Annotated in this window: 20 protein-coding genes; 11 read left to right on the top strand and 9 right to left on the bottom strand. The window is 55.2% G+C overall.

The genetic code is table 11. The annotated features are described in order from the left end of the window. Positions 1-51: 51 nt before the first annotated feature. Both ACW4DH_RS08270 and ACW4DH_RS08265 read left to right on the top strand, forming a co-directional pair. Positions 52-987 (top strand): LysR family transcriptional regulator, encoded by a 936-nt coding sequence (locus ACW4DH_RS08270; protein ID WP_459635897.1) that lies wholly within the window; start codon positions 52-54, stop codon positions 985-987. A gap of 65 nt (positions 988-1052) precedes the next feature. Then, on the top strand, positions 1053-1673 hold the full coding sequence (locus ACW4DH_RS08265) for a LysE family translocator (RefSeq protein WP_459635896.1): 621 nt from the start codon (positions 1053-1055) through the stop codon (positions 1671-1673). A 40-nt stretch (positions 1674-1713) separates the two neighbouring features. On the opposite strand, the gene ACW4DH_RS08260 is transcribed toward ACW4DH_RS08265, so the two are convergent. Continuing rightward, positions 1714-2547, bottom strand: coding sequence for a LysR family transcriptional regulator (locus ACW4DH_RS08260; protein ID WP_459635895.1), 834 nt, complete (start codon positions 2545-2547; stop codon positions 1714-1716). A 114-nt stretch (positions 2548-2661) separates the two neighbouring features. On the opposite strand from ACW4DH_RS08260, the gene ACW4DH_RS08255 reads away from it, so the two are divergent. Continuing rightward, the gene (locus ACW4DH_RS08255) at positions 2662-3261 is read left to right on the top strand and encodes a cysteine hydrolase family protein (protein ID WP_459635894.1); all 600 of its coding nucleotides are present in this window, start codon (positions 2662-2664) and stop codon (positions 3259-3261) included. Positions 3262-3441: 180 nt separating this feature from the next. On the opposite strand, the gene ACW4DH_RS08250 is transcribed toward ACW4DH_RS08255, so the two are convergent. Next, complete coding sequence (locus ACW4DH_RS08250; RefSeq protein WP_459635893.1) at positions 3442-4836, bottom strand: aminotransferase-like domain-containing protein; 1395 nt, start codon at positions 4834-4836, stop codon at positions 3442-3444. A 139-nt stretch (positions 4837-4975) separates the two neighbouring features. On the opposite strand from ACW4DH_RS08250, the gene ACW4DH_RS08245 reads away from it, so the two are divergent. Both ACW4DH_RS08245 and ACW4DH_RS08240 read left to right on the top strand, forming a co-directional pair. Continuing rightward, positions 4976-6130, top strand: a complete 1155-nt coding sequence (locus ACW4DH_RS08245) for an MFS transporter (RefSeq protein ID WP_459635892.1) — start codon at positions 4976-4978, stop codon at positions 6128-6130. A 40-nt stretch (positions 6131-6170) separates the two neighbouring features. Then, a complete protein-coding gene (locus ACW4DH_RS08240) occupies positions 6171-6737 on the top strand; it encodes a CAP domain-containing protein (protein ID WP_459635891.1) in 567 nt (188 codons plus the stop codon). 206 nt (positions 6738-6943) lie between these two features. On the opposite strand, the gene ACW4DH_RS08235 is transcribed toward ACW4DH_RS08240, so the two are convergent. Further along, on the bottom strand, positions 6944-7630 hold the full coding sequence (locus tag ACW4DH_RS08235) for a TetR/AcrR family transcriptional regulator (RefSeq protein WP_459635890.1): 687 nt from the start codon (positions 7628-7630) through the stop codon (positions 6944-6946). A 97-nt stretch (positions 7631-7727) separates the two neighbouring features. On the opposite strand from ACW4DH_RS08235, the gene ACW4DH_RS08230 reads away from it, so the two are divergent. Then, on the top strand, positions 7728-8135 hold the full coding sequence (locus ACW4DH_RS08230; RefSeq protein ID WP_459635889.1) for an HPP family protein: 408 nt from the start codon (positions 7728-7730) through the stop codon (positions 8133-8135). 181 nt (positions 8136-8316) lie between these two features. Here the strand turns inward: ACW4DH_RS08230 and ACW4DH_RS08225 are convergent, their stop codons facing one another. Then, positions 8317-9252 carry a DMT family transporter gene (locus ACW4DH_RS08225; RefSeq protein ID WP_459635888.1) on the bottom strand — a complete coding sequence of 312 codons (936 nt, stop codon included), beginning with the start codon at positions 9250-9252 and terminating at the stop codon, positions 8317-8319. 98 nt (positions 9253-9350) lie between these two features. On the opposite strand from ACW4DH_RS08225, the gene ACW4DH_RS08220 reads away from it, so the two are divergent. Beyond that, on the top strand, positions 9351-10292 hold the full coding sequence (locus ACW4DH_RS08220) for a LysR substrate-binding domain-containing protein (protein WP_459635887.1): 942 nt from the start codon (positions 9351-9353) through the stop codon (positions 10290-10292). A gap of 40 nt (positions 10293-10332) precedes the next feature. Beyond that, positions 10333-10758: a PaaI family thioesterase gene (locus tag ACW4DH_RS08215; RefSeq protein ID WP_459635886.1), complete on the top strand. Its 426-nt coding sequence runs from the start codon at positions 10333-10335 to the stop codon at positions 10756-10758. 315 nt (positions 10759-11073) lie between these two features. On the opposite strand, the gene ACW4DH_RS08210 is transcribed toward ACW4DH_RS08215, so the two are convergent. The 5 genes from ACW4DH_RS08210 to ACW4DH_RS08190 form a co-directional block, all read right to left on the bottom strand. Next, positions 11074-12063: an isoaspartyl peptidase/L-asparaginase family protein gene (locus ACW4DH_RS08210; RefSeq protein WP_459635885.1), complete on the bottom strand. Its 990-nt coding sequence runs from the start codon at positions 12061-12063 to the stop codon at positions 11074-11076. Next, positions 12060-12854: an amino acid ABC transporter ATP-binding protein gene (locus tag ACW4DH_RS08205; RefSeq protein WP_459635884.1), complete on the bottom strand. Its 795-nt coding sequence runs from the start codon at positions 12852-12854 to the stop codon at positions 12060-12062. Before ACW4DH_RS08205 ends, ACW4DH_RS08210 begins: the two co-directional genes overlap by 4 nt. Next, entirely contained in the window at positions 12851-13966 is a 1116-nt protein-coding gene (locus tag ACW4DH_RS08200; RefSeq protein WP_459635883.1) for an amino acid ABC transporter permease, read from the bottom strand. The genes ACW4DH_RS08205 and ACW4DH_RS08200 overlap by 4 nt, the downstream gene beginning before the upstream one ends. Before the next feature lie 9 nt (positions 13967-13975). Then, the gene (locus ACW4DH_RS08195) at positions 13976-15133 is read right to left on the bottom strand and encodes an amino acid ABC transporter permease (protein WP_459635882.1); all 1158 of its coding nucleotides are present in this window, start codon (positions 15131-15133) and stop codon (positions 13976-13978) included. A gap of 123 nt (positions 15134-15256) precedes the next feature. After that, positions 15257-16291 (bottom strand): amino acid ABC transporter substrate-binding protein, encoded by a 1035-nt coding sequence (locus ACW4DH_RS08190; protein WP_459635881.1) that lies wholly within the window; start codon positions 16289-16291, stop codon positions 15257-15259. Positions 16292-16581: 290 nt separating this feature from the next. Here ACW4DH_RS08190 and ACW4DH_RS08185 point away from each other — a divergent pair, with 290 nt between their 5' ends. The 3 genes from ACW4DH_RS08185 (at position 16582) to ACW4DH_RS08175 (ending at position 20302) form a co-directional block, all read left to right on the top strand. Next, entirely contained in the window at positions 16582-17472 is an 891-nt protein-coding gene (locus tag ACW4DH_RS08185) for a LysR family transcriptional regulator (protein ID WP_459635880.1), read from the top strand. An 890-nt stretch (positions 17473-18362) separates the two neighbouring features. Further along, on the top strand, positions 18363-19241 hold the full coding sequence (locus ACW4DH_RS08180; RefSeq protein WP_459635879.1) for a hypothetical protein: 879 nt from the start codon (positions 18363-18365) through the stop codon (positions 19239-19241). 431 nt (positions 19242-19672) lie between these two features. Continuing rightward, positions 19673-20302 (top strand): hypothetical protein, encoded by a 630-nt coding sequence (locus ACW4DH_RS08175; RefSeq protein ID WP_459635878.1) that lies wholly within the window; start codon positions 19673-19675, stop codon positions 20300-20302. Positions 20303-20483 lie beyond the last annotated feature (181 nt).

Below are 20483 nucleotides of genomic sequence, written 5' to 3'. Positions count from 1 at the left end.
GTCTCCTTGTTGAAGTCAGGGAGAGTATGGTTTCCTGGCTTAATGAAAACTATGGACAATAACGGGACTCCGTTTTCCGAAAACGGAAAGACAATATCCTCTCGTCTGTGTTGGGATGATGCTCGCGTGTTTCTGGCGATTGCCCGCACCGGCACGCTTAGTGCGGCGGCCAGGACACTTGGCATCGGGCTTGCCACGACAACGCGCCGGCTCGAACGCTTGGAGGCCGCGCTCGGTGTGCCGCTCTTCAGCCGCCATCAGAGCGGGTATCGGCTAACGGATGATGGGGCGGTGTTGGTCGGGGGGGCGGAGGCGTTAGAGCAGGCGGGACATGCCTTTGGCGCAGCGGCAAAAGGGCAGGGGCAAGTGGCGGGTTGTGTTCGGCTGGCGACGGCAGAAAATCTCGCGAATCCGCTGATTCTCCCTTCGCTGCCGCAGTTGTTCGCTCGGCACCCTGAGCTCAGCATGGAGGTGGTGACCGATGTCCGTACCGTAAACCTTCACCAGCGCGACGCCGATCTGGCGGTCCGAATGGTCAAGCCCGAGCGGGGTAACGTCACGATCCGGCGGCTCGGGATGCTTGGCTTTGGGCTCTACGGCGCGCCGGGGTATGTTCAGAACCGGGCGAGGGGAGCGGATCGCGCCGGATTCGACAACGATCATTTTATCGGCTGGTCGGAGACGCAAAGTCACCTGCCCGCAGCACAATGGATCAACCGCACCCTTCGCGGTCGTCCTTGCCGGCTCACGACGCGGACATTATCGGCACAGCTGGCGGCCGCTCGTGCCGGACTCGGACTTGCCGTTCTGCCGCACTTCCTGGCTCGGCAAGCCGGGCTGGTGTGCATAGCGGAAGAGCTGGGGGCGGACCAGCCGATCTGGCTCGCGATGCATTCGGATCTGGTCCATTCACGGCGGGTCCGTGTCGTCGCCGATCATCTAACGGAGCTGTTCCTCGATAAACGAGCTGAGCTGCGTGGCAGCTGATCAGTACGCCGTAAAGAAAAATGCGATAGATTAGCTGGAGTTCACTCAACGCAGGGAAATCCATCATGTCGCTGGAACTCTGGTTATCGTTCTTGCTGGCCTCTTTCTTGATTATCGCCTCGCCGGGCCCTGCCGTAGCATTACTGATCACCACTGGCATCAACCAAGGGCGCGAGGCGGCTCTTGCCATGCTGCCAGGGTTCTTTCTGGGCGATTTGGTTGCCATGTCGTTATCGTTTGCAGGCGTAGGGGCACTGTTAATGGCATCCGCTGAATTGTTCGGCATTATCAAATGGTTGGGAGCCGCTTACCTGATTTATCTGGGAACAAAAATGTGGCGTGAAGCGGGGCACCTCAATGACCTCGAGTCTGCGGGTGCCAATATACATCTGGGCACCGCCAAGGCGTTTCTGGTGACGGTTCTCAATCCCAAGAGCATACTTTTCTTCATGGCTTTCATGCCCCAGTTCGTGGCGCCGGGCCAGCCGTTACTGCCCCAACTGAGCATTCTCTTCTCGACGTTTCTATGTGTCGGAGTCGTGACGGACTTGGGATATACCTTGCTTTCCACGAGTGGCGGACGGCTATTAACCACCAGGTTCCGCCGCATCCTGCATCGCTGCGGCGCCGGTAGTCTGTTGGGCGCAGGAGTACTGATGGCAGTGATGCGTCGTCCGGCCCAATAATCGTGATTTAATGTCATTAATTATAAGTAAGTCTCATCCTTTAAGGACACTGCGAAAGCTCACCCGCCAGCCAATCAATGACGGGGCGAAAGCGAGATGTGTCGCGGAATTCTGAGGGATAGGCCAACCAGATTTCCCTCTCAACATCAGGTACTTCGTACAGCAACTTCAGCCTGGTATCCGTAACCGCCAGATAGTGAGGCAGTAATGCGACGCCCAGCCCGGCCCTTACCGACTCCCGAACGGCAATGAGGTTGTTTGACTGAAAGGCAAAGCGCCGCCCAAGGCCTTGCGGCCAAATGATTTCTGGCAAGCTTGGGCGCTCCTCATGTAGGCCGCATAGGGGCGCCTCGCCGGCCAAGCCTAAGTCTTTGGAGCCATAAAGCCCGAAACGCATTGTTCCGACACTCTTGGCTACCATATCCTTCTCTTGTGGCCGAGCGAGACGAACACCGATATGAGCACGCCGCTTGGCTAAGCTCGCGATTTGGTTGTCCAGCTCGAGCCGGACCTCAACCCCAGGATTGGCGGCATATAGCGAGGGCAATCGAGGCGTCAGGAAGTGGCAGCCCAAGGCCTCCGTGGCGGCAATGCGCACGATGCCCGAGACGCTGTTATCTCTGCCTTCGACATCACGCAGCAGGCGATCCGCTGACTTCTCCATCTGACGTGCCGCTGCGAGCGCGCTATGGCCGATATTCGTAAGCGCAAAGGCGTTTTCTTCACGCGTGACGATCGGCTTGCCCAGAGCGGCCTCCAGCCGCCGGATACGGCGGATCACGGTGGCGTGGGTGATTCCCAGTTCACGTGCGCAGGATGAGTAGCTGCCAGCCCCAATCAGCGCGGACAACGTCATCATATCGTCCCACGCCATTGTGCTTTTTTGCACAGCTGATGTGCCTCCATCGCTAATTGGCGTACAAGTTGGCCCATCCTATGATGCGCGCCTAGCACTGCCAAATATCATTGTCTGCAAGAGGCCTAGTCGATGTCTGCTCCCTTTACATTGCTCGATGCTGCCGGAGCCAGTCGTAAACCTGCCGACTGGCAGGATGCAGTCCTGCTTCTGGTGGACCATCAACGAGAATATGTGGATGGTCGTTTACCGTTGACGGGCATGGATGAGGCGGTCGTTTGTTGCACCGGCCTACTAGCGCTGGCACGCCGGCACGAAGCACCGATTATTCATATCGTTCATCATGGCAATAGTGGAGGTGCGTTCGATCCTGATGGACCACATGCCGCTATCATCGAAGGTCTAGCGCCCCAGAACGGCGAGCTGACCATGATCAAGCGTTTACCGAACAGTTTTACGGGAACCCATCTGGCCGATTCGCTGAAGATGTCTGGGCGCAAAGAACTGATCGTGGCGGGCTTTCAGACCCACATGTGCATCAGTGCTACTGTGCGTGCGGCGCTTGATCACGGTTACCGCGTTACACTGGTTGCCAATGCCTGCGCTACACGCGATTTACCCGATCCACTTAGTGGCCCCCCTCTGGCGGCGGAAGCGCTGCACCGAGCCACGCTCGCAGCGCTGCATGATCGCTTCGCTACAGTGGTCCCTGATAGCTCAGTCTGGGCCTGATAGTTGCGCCCTCAACTATAGAGAACCCCTGACGCTAGAGGGCTTAGATCCGCTCTGGCGTAAGTGATCGCGACAAGATCAGGTAAACGAAAAATTTACCGGACTCAGCGACGGCTTGCCCGTCGCCTTACTCCGCAATTGTATATGATATCCCCGCATCGCCATGTAAAAACGCTACGTTTAGTCAATAGGGTTGCTAAGAAACTGAACGGCTCGTTTATCCCGCGTATAGGCAACATTGATACGTACCCAGGGAGAACTGTTTCCCTCAGGTAGGAACACATGACCCGGCGACAGGCTAATGCCGGCATGCTGGGCGCTTTTGACCAGTTGATTTGAGCACTCGATTGTAGGGTAACGCGCCCAGATGAACATGCCACCGGCGGGTTCCGTGAAAGGCTCCCACCCCGCGCTTCTTATCAGGTTGAGCGCAGAGGCCATCTGAGCGGAAAGCTTGGTCCTCAAGCGTTCGGCCAGTTTCCGATAGGTGCCATTCTGGAGCATGGTCATGACGACCTGCTCGGCGAAGCGCGAGGCGGCAATGCTGGTCAGCATCTTGACGTCGACCAGTTGCTTCATCAGTGTCGGCGTCGCGGCAATGAAACCTACACGCAGGGAGCTGGATAGACTCTTGGAAAAGCTGCCCAGGTAGATGACCCGGCGCAGACCATCGAGCGCGGCCAGGCGAGTGGTCGGGTCATGCTGGAAATCGGCATAGATATCGTCTTCGATGATCTGAAAGTCGTGCTTCTCGGCGAGCTGCAACACTTGGTGGGCTACAGTCGGCAACAGGGTCGTGCCGGTCGGGTTCTGGAAGACGCTATTGGTAAAAAACAACCTGGGCTTGTGGGTTTTCAGCAGATCCGCCAACCGTTGCGTATCCGGCCCGCCGACGAGACGGGGCACCCCGACCACCTTGATCTGCTGCAGGCGTAACAGGCCTAAAAGATTGTAATAGCCCGGCGACTCGACCAGGACAGTGTCTCCCGGCTTGAGCATTAGCCGGACGATGAGATCGAGCGCATGGCTGCCGCCGCCGGTCAGCAGGATCTGGTTGGCATCGGTCTCGATGCCTAGCAACCGTAGACGCTCCTGGAGCAGCACACGCAGCTCCGGGGTACCCATGGGCGTGCTGTACTCGAAGAGTCCCGCTCGATTCTGTCGGGCGACATGACGGATGGCGTAGGCCAGATCATCGCCTTCACGCCAGTTGTTGGGCAGCCAGCCACACCCCAGCTTCAGGCTGGCCTCATCTGCTTGGAAGAGCTTCCACATCGCATCCGTTACCTCCTCCAGCCCTGCTGGCGGCATATCCTTGCTGGACAGAACACTGGCGGCGCTTTCGGCAACGAAGAATCCTGAGCCGGGCTTGGAGCGGACAAGCCCTTGGGCGACGAGATGTTCATAGGCCTCGATTGCCACGTTACGACTAACATTCAGCTCCAACGACAGGCGCCGGATCGAGGGCAAGCGGCTGCCACCACCCGCACCATGCTGTGCAATCCACTCGCGCATGCCTTTCACCAACTGTTGCACTACCGGCGTCTGCGAGTTTGGGTCTAGATCCAGCTTCACTGCATGACTACTCCTGAGGCCAGGACTGTTCGGAAAAAACCGAGAACAGTTCATGGTTTATTAGCGGCAAGTGTACCTTATCGGCAGGGGAGCCCAATGTGATGGTGGAGACGTTTTTGTCATTCGTCTCAGGTGCCGCATGAAATCATTGAACGTTCTTCCTCTTTCCTTCGCGCTATGCATGGTTACCACGGCAGTGAACCTGCAGGCACCGCTGTATGACGCCCTGGCCGCAAGGGCGGGCCTGGGTGTCGGAGCGACCACGGTAGCGTTTGCCTGTTATGTGGCAGGCATCCTGCCGGTGCTGTTGGGCTTGAGTGGAATCGCCGACCGGGCCGGGCGGCGGCCGCTGATACTAACGGCCTTGTGTCTGTGCCTGCTGGCCACATCGCTGACGATACTGGCGCCTGGCCTTGTCACCCTGGGCATCGCGCGTTTCTTGCTGGGTGTCGGTACTGCCCTGACCTCAGCCGTTGCGCCCACGTATATGCGTGAGCTGTACAAGGGAAATGACTCCCGGGTACCGGCAGCTTGGGTGACGGCAAGCACCTCGCTGGGCTTTGGTCTTGGCGCTGCGGTTACCAGCCTGTTCGTTTTACACGCCCCTAGTCTGACGCCACCAAGCCTGTGGTTATATCTCGGTGCAGGCAGTCTGGCATTGCTGCTGGTGCTCGGGCTGCAGGATAATGCTCCGCGTCAGCAGGATACTGCGATGCTGCGTCTACCCGCGTATCCGGCCGGTACCGTCGTGTTCGGATTATCAATGCTGCTGGCTTGGGCGACGGTGGGGCTGGTCATCGCGATCCTGCCTTCAGCACTGGCTCAGCATGGCCTGGCGGCATGGTCCGGTTTTGCCACGTTCGGCGTCTGCAGCTGTGGGGTGCTGTTTCAGCCGCTGGCACGCAAGTTGTCCCCCTACGCATCGACCCAGTTGGGACTGGCCATTCTTCCGCTTGCCTACGCCCTGATTGCCTGGGGAGCGTTAGAGGGCGTTCTTACCGCCGTGCTTCTGGGAACGGTTGCGGCGAGTAGTGCCTGTTATGGCTTCGTTTATCTGGGCGGGCTCAGTGGCGTGCTTGAGATAGCCGGGCCAAACGAGATGCGGACAAGTGCGGGATTCTTTCTAATGGCATATATCGGCTTCAGCTTGCCGGTTATCGTGACGGGGGTGCTCATCGATCTCCTCGGTCATGCCGTCGCGCTGACTAGCTTCGGGGGAGCCCTGGTAATTGGCTGCACTGGGGTAAGCCTGTGCTTCAGGTTCAAGAGAAATGAGGAAGCAAGGCCAGCATAGCCTTGGTCTATATTTTGCGTGAGAAAACGGAGTAGGTAACATGATTTTCACGGTTCGTCGATTTTCGCTTTCGCTAATTACGCTGGTTCTTTTCGGCTTCGCTGGTAGTTCCCAAGCATCAACGCCGGCTACCGAGGAAGCCCCTGTCAATGACCGAATACTGGAAAGTGAGTGTGAGCCAAACGAAATACAACGGACGTTGCTCGAACGCATCAACGAGGCGCGCAGCCGGGCCCGCCAATGCGGTGACGAGACATTTGAGGCGGTGGAGCCGCTGACTTGGAACTGTAAACTCGAAGCGGCTGCCGAGGCTCACTCTAGCGCCATGGCGGAGCACGATTTCTTCAGTCATACCGGTCCGGATGGGGAAGAAGTCGGAGAACGGGTAAATGCCAGAGGTTACGACTGGACCGCAGTCGGCGAGAATATTGCCGCCGGTCAGGCCTCTGTCGCTGCCGTTGTCGATGGCTGGCTCGCGAGCCCCGGACACTGCGCCAATATCATGAACGGAAAATTCACTGAGATGGGGGCGGCAAGCGTCGAACAAGCAGATTCGAAGTATTCACCGTATTGGACTCAGGTCCTTGCCCGGCCAGTCACGCAATAAGATGAACCTCTGAACTGCTCCCCATTAGCCGAGTTACGCGATAACTGACCTTTTCCGAATCCTGGGTGACATAACTGAGATTCCCGGCCGCAAGCAGGCCGAATCGCTCATTGAGCACATCAGGCAAAGGTGCTGGGCATGGCTTGCCATGAGGCAGTTATCCCTGACGCATTTAGCCAATATGCGATATGCAAGCCAACAAGGATTTACTGCCAATCAATCTCGCCGTGACACGATAGAGGTGTCGCATCCAGGCCCAACAGCCGTGCCAGCGAGGCCCAGGCGGCATCGACAGGTTCCCGCCCGCTTAGATACGCGTTAACGATCATGCCGTCCAGGAGAAGTTGGATTAGGCTCGCCATATGCTTGGTGTTGCTATCCATATCTGCCAGAACGTCCTCGATGAGCGTTCTTACCCAGGCCTTATGATGACGGGAAATGGCCAGCACGGATGCCTGCGCCTGCCCGAACTCTTCAGCCGCCTTGATGAACATGCAGCCATGAAAGTCTGCTGAGGCGAACCAACGTGCATGCCAATCGAATAGGGCATGTAATTTGCCCTCAGCGGTTGTCTCTGTCTGGACGGCACGCTCCAGTGATGTCTTGAATCGCTCATGACGACTGTTCAGCACCTCCTGAATCAGCGCTTCCTTGCCGGGGAAATAGTGATAAAGCGTCATCTTCGACACGCCGGCTTCATCGCGGATCAGGTCGACGCCTACCGCTTGATAGCTGCGCTCGTTGAATAGGCGCGTCGCAGTTTGCAAGATATCGTCACGTTTGGACATGGTTTGAGAACTCTTGAGCAGCGCGAAAATTTTTGCTTGTCGGAGGTAGTTAAGTTTAATACTGTACAGACTTGTCTGTACAGTTAAATTCAATGGAGGGAGCACGATGCTTCACAAGATGAAGGGAGCCGGTATTGTGCCGGGACGTCCGAGTGCGTTGCAGATCCTGACTGGATTAATCGGCGGAATAGCCGGGATAAGCATGATTGCATATCTGACCCAACTGGCCGGAGTCCCTCTGTTGATGGCTCCGTTCGGGGCTACCTGCGTGCTGCTCTTCGCTGCGCCCGGCGCGCCTTTGGCGCAACCCAGGAATATCATTGGCGGGCATGTGGTGTCGGCTCTGGTGGGCTTGCTGGTTCTACAATGGCTGGGGGCGGGACCGTTGGCTATGGGGGTAGGAGTCGGCGTGGCCATTGCCTTGGTGCAGTTTCTGCGCGTGGTCCATCCACCGGCGGGTGCAAACCCGCTGGTCGTCATCATGGCGGGCATTACCGATGTTAATTTTCTACTGACACCGGTTCTCACCGGCTCGATGGTTCTGGTATTGATTGCCCTGTTCATCAATAACGTGGGCAAGGAAAAACGGTGGCCGATGTATTGGTACTGAAAGTCACGCGTTTCTTTACAAATGGTCTATCATGGCGTGCCCGCTATATCATGATGAGCCATGGCATGGCCGTTTGATCAGGAAACTACCGACTCGCCCCAGTAAGATGGGGCGAATCTTGCACATTTTCGGAAGAAGTTAGTGTCTGTTGTACGAGAGCGGAGCAGATGGCTTATCTCTATCATCGGCTGACCAGAATGATCCCTGACAGTATGGCGATTCCGCCGAACATGAAATTGAGGGTTAGTGGTTCCCCAAGAAGAGCGGCCCCGAAGAGGACGCCAAATACCGGCGACAGGAAGGAGAACACACCCAACTGAGATGCAAGATAACGCCGTAGCAGCGCGAACCAGAGCAGCAGCGCGCCGAACGAGATTGCGAGAGTTTGAAAAACCATGCTCGCCACTACGAGTTCGGTGATGTGTACTGTCTCGAGCTCGCCAAGCACCGCTGCCACCGGTAATAAAAGCAGGCCAGCAACAACCAATTGATAGCATAAGCTCTGAACCGGTGATGCCTCTGATAACGATGAACTGCGTAGCACAAGGGTGGTGGCCGCCCAGGACAGCCCGGCTAACAAGCCTAACGCATCGCCTAACAGTAGGGCTCCTGCGTTAGCACTGTTTGTCGTGGGGGCCATGGCGACTAGCATTCCAGCAAATGCCACAGCGATGCCGACCCATTGGCGGTTGGATAGCTGTTCCCCAGGCACCAGAAAATGCAGTCCCAAGGCAGCGAAGACCGGCGCGGTGTAGAGAAATACAGACATATGCGACGCCAGGGTGTAGTTCAGGCCCAATGCCACGAAGATGAACTCACCGGTAAAGCCCAGTCCCACCAGAATGCCCGGACGAAGATGAACACGAAAATCCGTGATCGTTATTCCTCGCCAGTATGTAAGTGCCATCACGAGTACCCCAGCCATCAGGGAGCGTACTGCCACTTGGGTCAGAGGAGAAATATCGGCGGACACGGCCTTGATGGCGACTTGTTGGAGTCCTAACACTACGCAGAATAGGGTCATCAGTAGGCTTGCCGACATGTCGATAGGACGACGAGTCGCTTGGCACGTTATTTCCGATGAGGTGAGTTTCGTCGACATTTTGGAAGAGTTCATGAGGCCATCCTGTACGCTGATCAGTCCCTAGTGCAGCATTTGCGAAGTAACGGGCCAAACGATTACTCTGCCTGTCTAGGCTCAGGAAAACTCAACAGATGCGAATCGAACGGTTGCCCCTTAATGCTCTGCGAGCCTTTGCTGAGGCGGCGCGAGAGGGGAGTTTTAAGTTGGCCGCAAGTCATTTGGGAGTGACGCCAGGTGCGGTCAGTCGGCAGATAAAACAGCTCGAGTCCAGGCTCGGCATGACTCTCTTCGATCGCCATCCGAATGGCGTTAGCGTGAACGACGCTGGCCGGCAGCTAGCCGAGGATGTAGACGCTGGCCTCGAACGGATAGCGGCTGGGATCAGGGCGGCGGGTGAACGCTCGAAGAGCGGCACGAGGCTAACGTTGAGTGTGCCACCTTCATTTGCTCAACTATGGTTGCTTCCACGTCTGGCGGAATTCGAAGCTGCAGAGGGGCGTGTAGAAATTTCCCTGGATGCAAGCCAGGCTTTGACGGTGCCGACTTGGCAAGGGGAGAGCGCTCGGATCGCCATACGCTACGGCCGAGGTCCGTGGCCAGGAGTGCGAAGCCAGCGATTATTTGGCGATGAGCTGTTTCCTGTATGTGCGCCTGCCCTGGTGACAAATGAGCCGCAGCTTACCGAGCCTGCCGATCTGGTAAACCATACGCTTCTCGAAGTGGCGTGGTGTTCGCGGCAGAGCGAGTATTTCCCGGGGTGGCATGAATGGCTCGAGGCGGCAGGCGCCGCAGACTTGAGAGTGTTATCCCGGCGTCGCTACTCTTTGTTCGGGCTGGCGCTAGACCAGGCGATAGCCGGGCGGGGAGTCGTGCTGGCCAGTCACCCTATTGTCGCTGACCGTCTAGCGAGTGGCGTACTCGTACGCCCGTTCGGCGCGAACCATGTACTCGCCTCCCCGTTTACCTACGACCTGATCCTGCCGGCTTCCGGCACCGCTCCACCCATGACTCAGCGCTTCATAGAGTGGTTGATCGAAAAAGCCGCGGAGTTTCGTCGAGACACCTTATGCTGACGGCTAATGCAAGCGAATCTAATAATCCTACAGGGGAGCGATGGATGCGATGAAAGTACAACAATACGAAGCTCAACAGGTTCTGGCCGCTCAACCGTTCAGTCAGCTATTGGACGCGGAGTTAACCCACTTTTCTGAAGGTCAGGCGGAGCTGAAGATTCCGATTCGAGACGTGCTCAAGCAACAGCATGGGTTCGTCCATGGCGGGGTGGTGAGCTATGCGGCAGATAACGCACTGACCTTTGCCGGCGGCAGTGTACTGGGATCCATGGTGGTGACATCAGAATACAAAATCAATTACTTAAGGCCCGCACAAGGCGAGTTCCTCATTGCACGGGCGACCGTTCTGCATGCAGGAAAAACTCAGGCTGTTTGTCGCTGTGAAGTATTCGTGAGCAGGGAGAGTGGAGAAGGGCTGTGTGCAAGCGCTCAAGGAACCATCGTCTTGCTCGGCAATGGCACATGAATAGGAAAAAGCGGATCTATTCATATTCGGTGGGTAGCTGCACCAAAAAAGCTGCTAACGGTTAGAACCGCTAGCAGCCATGTATGGAAGTTCTGCCTATCTGTTCATTTTTGAATCAATAGCTCAGACAGCCAAAATTAAGAGTTTCGGCCTCCACTATGGCTGCTCTGTCCGCCTTTCTTTCCCGCTTCGTTTACGCTCATGTTGCCTTTGTCTGGGCTTCGCTCGTTGGTTTTTCAGACAAGACCTAACTGTCCAGGCTTCCAGCGCTTACGCAGATAAACGGCCGGCCCATTGGGTGCCGGCCGCTCTTGTTCAGCCATGCACTCTGTCGTCTTGCGCATAGATCGCCGTGTGAAGTCTGCCTTCCTTGTCTCGCCAGGCGCGGTACATGCCTGGTGTGTTGAAGACCAACTGGGTACTGCCATCCGGCGAGACGGCAATGACTCCGCCTTGCCCGCCAAGCGCTTTCAATTCCTGAAAGACGACATCGTGGCAGGCCATCTCGAGATCCTTTCCGGCATAACGCATGCGCGCCGCGATATCATGAGTGACTGCGGCGCGAATGAAATACTCGCCATGTCCCGTGGCGGAGATCGCGGCACTTCGGTCATCGGCCCAAGTACCAGCCCCGATCAGCGGGGTGTCGCCGACCCGCGAGTAGCGCTTGTTGGTGATGCCGCCGGTGGACGTGGCCGCCGCGACATGACCATGACGATCGAGCGCGACTGCGCCAACCGTGCCGAACTTGTGGCCCTTGGGCGGTTCTTCCCGGCCATCACGATGATCGGCCTGGCTGGGCTCAAGATTCGGTGTGCCACCCTTAAGGCGATTGTCCTGCCATTGGCGACGTCTGAGTTCCGTGTCGTACCAGTCATTGGCGACCTGGAGGAGCTGGCGTTCTTTCAGGAAGCGATCGGCACCCTCGCCGATGAGCATGACGTGCTCGCCATGTTCCATGACGGCGCGTGCGCCGCGAATCGGGTTGCGGACATGATGCACACCGGCAATGGCCCCGGCGGCGCGGTCGCTGCCCCGCATGATGGCGGCATCGAGCTCATGATGGCCTTCGTCGGTGAACACGGCGCCCTTGCCGGCATTGAACCAGGGAGATTCTTCCAACACCACGACACTGGCTTCCACAGCGTCCAGACTGCTGCCACCCGCTTCCAGTATGCGCTGGCCGGCGTCGAGGGCCAGTCGCAGCGCTTCGTGAATGGCGTTTTCATCCTGGGCGGTCAACAAGCCTGGCGTCAGGACGCCAGCGCCGCCATGAATCGCCATGGCGATGGGGGCATCGTTCATGCTGCAGAGACTCCGTGATCGAGAATTTGTTTAAGAAACTGTTGGGTGCGAGGAGAGCGGGGAGCGTCGAAAAATTGCTTGGGTGGAGCCTCTTCGACGATCTCGCCACGGTCCATGAACACGACGCGATCGGCTACGCGCCGGGCAAAGCCCATTTCATGGGTGACGCAAAGCATCGTCATGCCGTCCTTGGCGAGATCCACCATGACTTCGAGTACCTCGGCGATCATCTCGGGGTCAAGTGCTGAGGTGGGTTCGTCGAAGAGCATGACCTTGGGCCGCATGCACAGGGCGCGAGCAATGGCGATACGCTGCTGTTGGCCGCCTGAAAGCTGGCCAGGGTACTTGTTGGCGTGCTCGCGCATCTGCACACGGTCCAGAAGCGACAATGCATGCTCGATGGCATCCGCCTGGGCGATGCCGAGATTGGCTGTCTGAGGGAGCGTACAGTTCTTGAGTACGCTGAGATGGGGAAAGAGGTTGAAGTGCTGAAAGCACATGCCCACGCTGCGTCTGATGCGCTGCAGGCGTTGACGGTTGTCGTCCAGCGTCTCTCCCAATACTTCGAGTGTGCCTTGCTGATGCACTTCGAGCTGGTTGATACAGCGAATCAGCGTGGATTTACCCGATCCTGAGGGACCGCAGATGACGATACGTTCGCCACTCTGAACAGTGAGCGAAATGTCCTTGAGGGCATGGAATTTGCCATACCACTTGTTGAGGTTCTGGATCTGCACGACAGGGGAATCATGCGCAGGCGTGACGACGTTGGAGATCGGTGCGGTGCTCATGAGCGACTCTTTTCCAATTGTTTTTCAAGATGGCGCGCGTAGCGGGACAGGGCGAAGCAGATCGTGAAGAAGAAGAAGGCCAGGAAGAGATAGACTTCATGCTCCAGGCCTAGCCATTCGGGCGCGGAGGTGGTGCTCATGGCGATGCCTACTACATCCAGGACACCGACGACGACGACTAGCGTGGTTTCCTTGAATAACCCGATAAACTGCGTCAGCAGCGGCGGGATGGTGTTACGTAGCACCTGGGGAAGGATGATCAGTCCCATGGTCCTCCAATAGGAGAATCCCAGCGCTTTTGCGGCTTCGTACTGGCCACGCGGTATGCCCTGCAGGCCACCCCGAATGGTCTCGGCCATATAAGCGGCGGTGAACATGATCAGCACGATCAGCACACGAAGCAGGATGTCGATCGTGAAGCCTTCGGGGAAAAATAGCTGAATCATCAGCGAGGCCATGAACAGCAGCGTAATAACCGGCACCGAGCGAACCAGCTCGATATACAGCACGCTGAGCAGCTTGATGGCGGGTTTGCTCGAGCGGCGGCCAAGTGCCAGCAGGATGCCTATCGGCAGGGCGAACAGCATGCCGATAACACCCAGGAAGACAGTGACCAGGATACCCGCGAACTTCGTCGACGAGACGTTCGGCAGCCCCACGCCGCCCTTGAGCAGCCACCACATCACGAACGGCAGGGCGATCAGGTAACCCAGCACCCAACGCCGGTCGATACGCTTGAGATATAGCAGAGGAAAGATCGACGCCGAAAGCGCGAACGCGATGTCGACGCGCCAGGTTTGCGTGTCCGGGTAGAAGCCGTAGACGAACAGCTCGATGCGCTGGGTAACGGGTAGCCAGCAGGCGCCATCGCCGATGCAGTCGGCCTTGCTGCCGCCCGTGAAGGTCGCCGAGAAGATCAGCCAGTCCAGGGCGCGTGGCACGAACCACATCAGCAGCGCCAACGTGATGAGCGTTACTACGGACTGGAAGGCCGTCGGAAACAGCTTTTGCTTCATCCAGCGCCTGGCACGCACGACGCTGGGCTCCCGGGGCGGCGATTGTTCTGGCCGATGGGGCTGCTCGGTGGCAGAGATGGTCGAGGAAAGTGGCATGGGAGCTCCTTAACCATGCGTGCGCAGGCTGACGCGGTAGTTATAGAAATTCATCAACAGCGACGTTACCAGGCTGAAGACACAATAGGTCCCCATCACCAGGGCGATGCACTCGATGGCTTGGCCCGTCTGGTTGAGCGTGGTGCCGCCTGTCGACGACACCAGTTCCATGTAGCCGACGACCACGCCCAACGACGAGTTCTTGATGATGTTGAGGTAGGTGCTGGTGACCTGGGGGATCATCGGATAAATCGCTTGCGGGACGATCAGGCGGAACATGGTGGGCATTTCGGAGAAGCCCAAGGCATGGGCTGCTTCGTATTGCCCGCGCGATACAGATTGGATAGACCCACGCACGATCTCGGCAATGTAGCTGGCGCTGTAGAAGGAAAGGGCTAGCCACAATGCCATCAGCTCAGGGGTGAGATTGATACCGCCGCTGAATCCGAAGCCCCGTGAAACGGGGATATCCCATTGCCAACTGCTACCGCTGAGCAGGTAAACGATCATTGGCATCAAGATGGCGCCGGTGAGGACTGCGGGCCAGACCGGGGGGCCGAAACTCTTCCATTCGAGGCTGGCTCGGTAACGCGCCATCAGCGCATAACCGGTCGCCCCGCCAGCGACGACGCACAGTAATCCCCAACCGACCAGCGAGCCATCGCTGGCCCAGGCGAGGGTCAGACCGCGGTTGCTGAGATAGCCCGCATCGAACAAGGAAATGGCCTGGCGCACGTTGGGCAGCGCCAGCATGAGCCCGTACCACCAGATCAAATGCACGATCAATGGCACGTTACGAAGAAATTCGACGGCGAGATAACTAAGCCGCCCCAGCAGCCAGTTTTCCGAGACACGGCAGACACCGAGAAAAACGCCGAGCAGGGTGGCCAGGGCGATGCTCAACCCCGACACGAGTAGGGTATTGATCAGGCCGACCAGGTAAGCGCGAAAGTAAGTGTCGTTCGGCGTGTAATCGATCAGGTGAAAGCTGATCGCATAACCGGCGCGCTCGTTCAGAAAGCCAAAGCCCGAGGCGATGCCTAGTGCATCGAGGTTGGCGCTGGCATTTTTGACCAGCAAGTAGAAGGCGCCAGCGGCGAGCGCGAGGATGATTCCTTGTTGCAGTGCGCCGAGTGTGCGCGCACTTTGCAGGCGTTTGTTCCACATAAACGTTACTCGATACGATGCCGCGCGAATGCAACTATGTAGCGGGACACGGTGCGTAACGAGCGCCCGGACATGGCAGTGCCGAACGCTCCGTTCGTTTTACATCTGAGTGCGAGGAGTCGCTTAGCGGATGGGCGCCGGGTAGAGGAGGCCGTCGTCGCTCCATAGGCGATTAAGACCGCGATCGAATTTCAGTGGTGTCTCGGGGCCAACGTTGCGTGCGAATATTTCCGCATAGTTGCCTACTTGCTTGATGGCTTGGTAAGCCCAGTCATTGCTCAGCCCGAAGCGTTCGCCGATACGCCCATCCGTGCCTAGCAGGCGAGCGATATTGGGGTTCTGCGTCTCGTCGCGAAGGGTGTCGAGGTTATGCGAGGTGACCTCGAGTTCTTCAGCATTCATCAGCGCGAAGGCAGTCCATGTGACGATATCACGCCACTGTGCGTCTCCCTGTGGCACGTAGGCGCCCAGAGGCTCTTTGGAGATCGCTTCGGGAAGCAGAGTGAAGGCATCGGGATCGGCAAACTGGGTCCGGCGAGAGGCCAGGCCGCTCATATCGTTGGTAATGGCATCGCAACGTCCCTTCTGGAAGGCATTGTACAACTCGGTACTCTTTTCGATGACCACGGTACGATAGCTTAGGTCGCGACGACCGAAGTAATCTTCCAGGTTTTGTTCGGACGTGGTGCCTGGCGATAGACAGAAGACAGCGCCATCGAGTTCTTCGATAGAATCGATGCCAAAGTCGGCGTGTATCATCACCCCTTGGCCGTCATAGAACCAGGGTGTGGTGAAGTCGGCGCCCAGGTTGGCATCCCGCGAGGCCGTCCAGGTCGTGGCGCGTGACAGCACATCGATCTCCCCCGAGGCGAGTGCCGTGAAACGATTCTTTGCCGTGGTGACCACGAATTCCACCTTGCTGGCGTCGCCGAGCACCGCGGCCGCAACACCGCGACACAAATCGACATCCATGCCGCTCCACCGGCCGTCGTCGGTCAGGTAAGAGAACCCGGCCTTGTCGCTGCTGACCCCGCAGCGCAGAGCGTCTCGTGCCTTTACGTCGTCGAGCAGGCTGGCCTGGGCGGCGCCGGCATGGGCGGCACTCAGGCTCATAAGTCCCAGGGCGGCGATTTTTCCCAACATTTTGTTGTTTTGCATGTCTCTTCCTTCTATTTCGTCGCGTTCATTTGAAACCCTCGCGGGGGGCGGGCGAAGCGTCATCGTAAGAATGCAGGGCCGCCATGGTTCTGTCGCGCTATCGGATCCATGCATCGTTGGCCCATGGCGCCGCTTCAGGTCCAATTAACATTACGCACCTGGCCAAGGCAGCTCTAGTGACGATTGATCGCCGCTGTCGTATCGCCTATCTAATATGCGCATAACTTGATATTTTATGCCGTACTTTACGGTTATCAGGACGGCTGCCGAATCGGGCCCTGCGAGGCGTTATGGACATCATTTGGTATGCGGATTTCTTGGCGCTCGCCGAAACGGGCAAGTTTACCGCCGCTGCACGTCTTCGAAATTGCTCACAGTCGACACTGAGCCGGCGTATCCAGCTACTGGAAGCCCACCTCGGCATGCAGCTGTTCGATCGTGGCAGGACGCCGATTCGCCTGACTGCCTCGGGTGAGGCGTTGACACCCGCCGCGGCTGAGCTGGTCCGGCTGTCTCATGAATGCGAGCAGAGCGTCAAGGTCATTGATCGGCCATTGACATTCGCCTCGCTTCATACGCTGGCATGCAACTTTTTTCCGCAATGGATCTCACGCTATTCCACGCAGGACGCGCCATTGTTCACCCGTATCGATACGGGGCACAAGAGTACGGAAAATTACTATATGTCGCTGATGTCGGGGCGAAGCGATTTCATCCTCTTTTATCGAGATGACGAATCGCAGCGCTACTTTCAGCGTGATGACTTTGAAGTGCTATCGCTGGGGCATGACGAGCTATATTGGGTTGGGACCCCTGCATTGGCCCGATTGTGCCGAAGTTCCCAAGGCACGATTCCCTGGTTGACCTATTCGCGCACCGCTCAATTGCATGAGCTTTCGCGAGCGCAGGTCGAACGGCACCCTGAGCCCGCTCGCTTGAAGCGGGTTTTCGAGGCGACCGTATCCGAGGCGCTCAAGCCCATGGTCGCGATGGGTCAGGGCATTGCCTGCATGCCTCATAGCATGTCCGCTCCACTCATTGACGACGGTAGACTGGTACGAATTTATCCGCAGATGCCTGCGGACCATGTGGAGATCATCCTGGTGCGCTGGCTGGGTAACCGTAATGCCGTGGCGAGCGAATTTTGGGAGCGCTTGAAAAACGATAAAATTTTTGTATAAGCAGATCCTTTTATTAGCTATTGGCCTGAATAATTTTAAATAAGCCTTACCATAGATACCGTTTGAGTGATTTGAGTGGCCAATTTCCTCACAAAAACTCTTTATCATGGGGCGCAGAAGTTGCTTCACCGCCTTTCTTTACTGCTTTGTTTACGCTCATTTTGTCTCCAACGCAGGATATCGTTGCCCCGATCGCCCAACAAGTCAGGGAGCGCTTGACCCAGCGGAGGGGGAGATAAAGCCAGTAAATATGCCGATCGTATAGCATGGGAAACCCTAGACTTTATTATTACACATAATCTCTTTGCGAAAAGAGAGAATGATTTTTTAAATAGAAAAAAGTTTGGTGCTAAACCTATTGCGCTTTGTGAGCTTTAGGTTAGGGTTGTAACCGTAATCTATCGTTTTTAACATCGTATGACTCATGCGTGAGGTTAAAAAAAATGCTCTATTTAAAAAAATTTTCATGAAATTATTGAATACACTCATCGTCTGTAAAGGAAATGTCTGCCGTAGACCTGTAGCACAGGCTCTGCTTAAGATTCGTATGCCCTACCTCGAGGCAGAGAGGCTAGAAGCGGGCCAGCATCAAGCACGGCAAGTTACCGTAGAGATGATACAGCAAGCCGACGTGGTCCTAGTATGAGTGAAAGTCAGCGGCATGCTATCCGCAAGCTTCTACCTTCGGCTATCGAAAAGACATTATTATTTGGGGCACTGGCTTGGTCAAGGAGGCAAGGGCATAGAAATTCCTGATCCATACCATAAAAGCCGTGAGGCTTTTGAGAACGTCCACTATAAATTAGTGCAGGCTGCCGATGCGTGGAGTTTTAAGCTTGGCTAACATGGTTCATCTTTTAGTAGTATACTAACTTCGCTTTGGGGAAAATATGGAGCTAAAAACCTTTTTTGCGCAAGATGAGAAAGGAAACGTAATCCCCGGCGCTAGGGTTCATGTCTATTTACCTAATACGATGCAGTTGGCTGCGAGCCTGCATGACCGTAACGGTAATGTTTTAATCAATCCATTTGCTGCCGATGAAAATGGGCAAATCCAATTTGCCGCACCGAACGGTTTATATGATTTGCATGTTTCTTCCTCTGGTCGTAATTATACTATCCCGGTCAAGTTCCTTGATATAGAAGATATTGGGGCATTAAAGATAGTGGCACAGGGTACCAGTTTTCTTCCTAAGCCTGATCAAGTTACTCTTTCCGAGATTGCTCGTCGTGTGGCGATGCAGGAGCCTGCCAAAATAGCTTATCTGCCCAAGCCGCTTATAACGGGAGAGAATATTGTCTTCTTGGTAGATTTGGTTGGTGATGTTGTCGATCCAACAAGAATAGGATTTTCATTAAAAATTAAACGTGATAATGTCTATTTGCACATTAATGATGATGCATGGCAATATGATAAAGTGAATCAGAGTATTACTCTCTTAGCACAAGAGAAGGATGAATTAATCGCTATAGAGATTGCTATCGGTAACGGGGCTAAAGATAATGATGTTGTGTATATCAAGGACTTTAATCCGCTGGCTAGTGCCGTGTTTGATAATGGCCAGTATGTTCCCGCAATAGATTGTACAAATATTTTTGAAAGAGCGCTTAGGGTTTCACAGCAGCTAGGCCTGCGGCTTGACTTGGGTAGCGGTAATTATTTCCTTTCAGGAAAGACTATTAATGCTTTAGAAGATCTTGATGTTAATATTCGCGGAAATGTAGGTTCATGTAATATCTATTGTTCAGGATGGGGGGGAAGGGCTTAACCAAAGATCAAACTCTATCAGCCCATACACAGTTCCACTTTCCCATGCAAGGCGAGAATTACAGCAAACTAAAAAGGCGGCTGGTAATATCAGGGGTTAGGTTTATTAATCTTGACGATTATTTTGCTACTCGATGCATTCACGCTAACGGTTGTATGGACTATGTTGAAATAAATCGGTGTGATTTCATAGGATTTACCGCTGCAGGAGTTTTTGGGAAAAGCATTACGAGCTTCGGCACACATCCCGGTTCTGATGCGCAGACTTCGATAAATAGCGCTTATATATCTAGTGTATTGGTAACATCGGATAGAGGCACGACAGGACAGGCTCCGAAAACGTTTCATATCCATCATAGTCATAACACTATGATAGCCCATTGTCGTTTTATGGGATGCGGTAATGGATATGTTTTCCGTCTCAATGGAGGCGTGTTCGATACGGTTCCGGTTGTAGGTCGTGGTTCGGCTAATGTTCGGTTTATAGGGAATTGTGTATATACAGAGGTGAAGAATTATGAGTATTGTCAGATTACAAAAACAACAAATATCACTATATCAAATAATACGGAAGACGCTGCAAATGGTGATACCCCTCATAATTTTTTTGATCTTTTTAATTGTGTTAGTGTGCCGTTTTCTGGTAATACCGTTTACGGTGGTGGGTTGCTATTTCATGGTCATGCAGACCTTAACCATGGGGAAAGCTCTAGCAACCTGATTGGCTCAAGTGGGCTAACGGCTACAGGAAACACTATAATAAACCCAACCCATCATGCTGTTTTTAATCTAGGAGGAGATGGAACGGTCGATGGAGGACGTGCATATGCTGGCGCAACAATCACAGGGAATTCTGTATATCTGATGCCTGGTTTTGCACCGCTGAAAAATTGCTATTTCATTTACGCTTTTGTAGCAAAGGATATTACCGTTACGGCTAATACAGTATCCGGAATCGCTGGGTTTTTTAGGGCTTTCTGGAACAAAAATATATCTATTTATGGTAATACGATTAAGGGTTGCATAGATATAATTCGCAATGACGGTAATAATCTTGGGTAGATAAAATTTGGTGTTAATAGTATTGGTGAGTCAAACCCTGATTCCTTACTGCAGCATATCATTGAGCCTGAGAAAATTTACAACAGTTTGGAGGTCGGCGGAGATTTAAAAGCAGAAAAGTTTTACACGCAGTCAGGCACTACCGAATATGTGTCGGAGGGGAGTGTAGTTCTAGATTTGG

The sequence above is a fragment of the Halomonas sp. WWR20 genome, from assembly GCF_054602495.1.
This window is presented reverse-complemented; position numbering and strand designations above follow the sequence as displayed.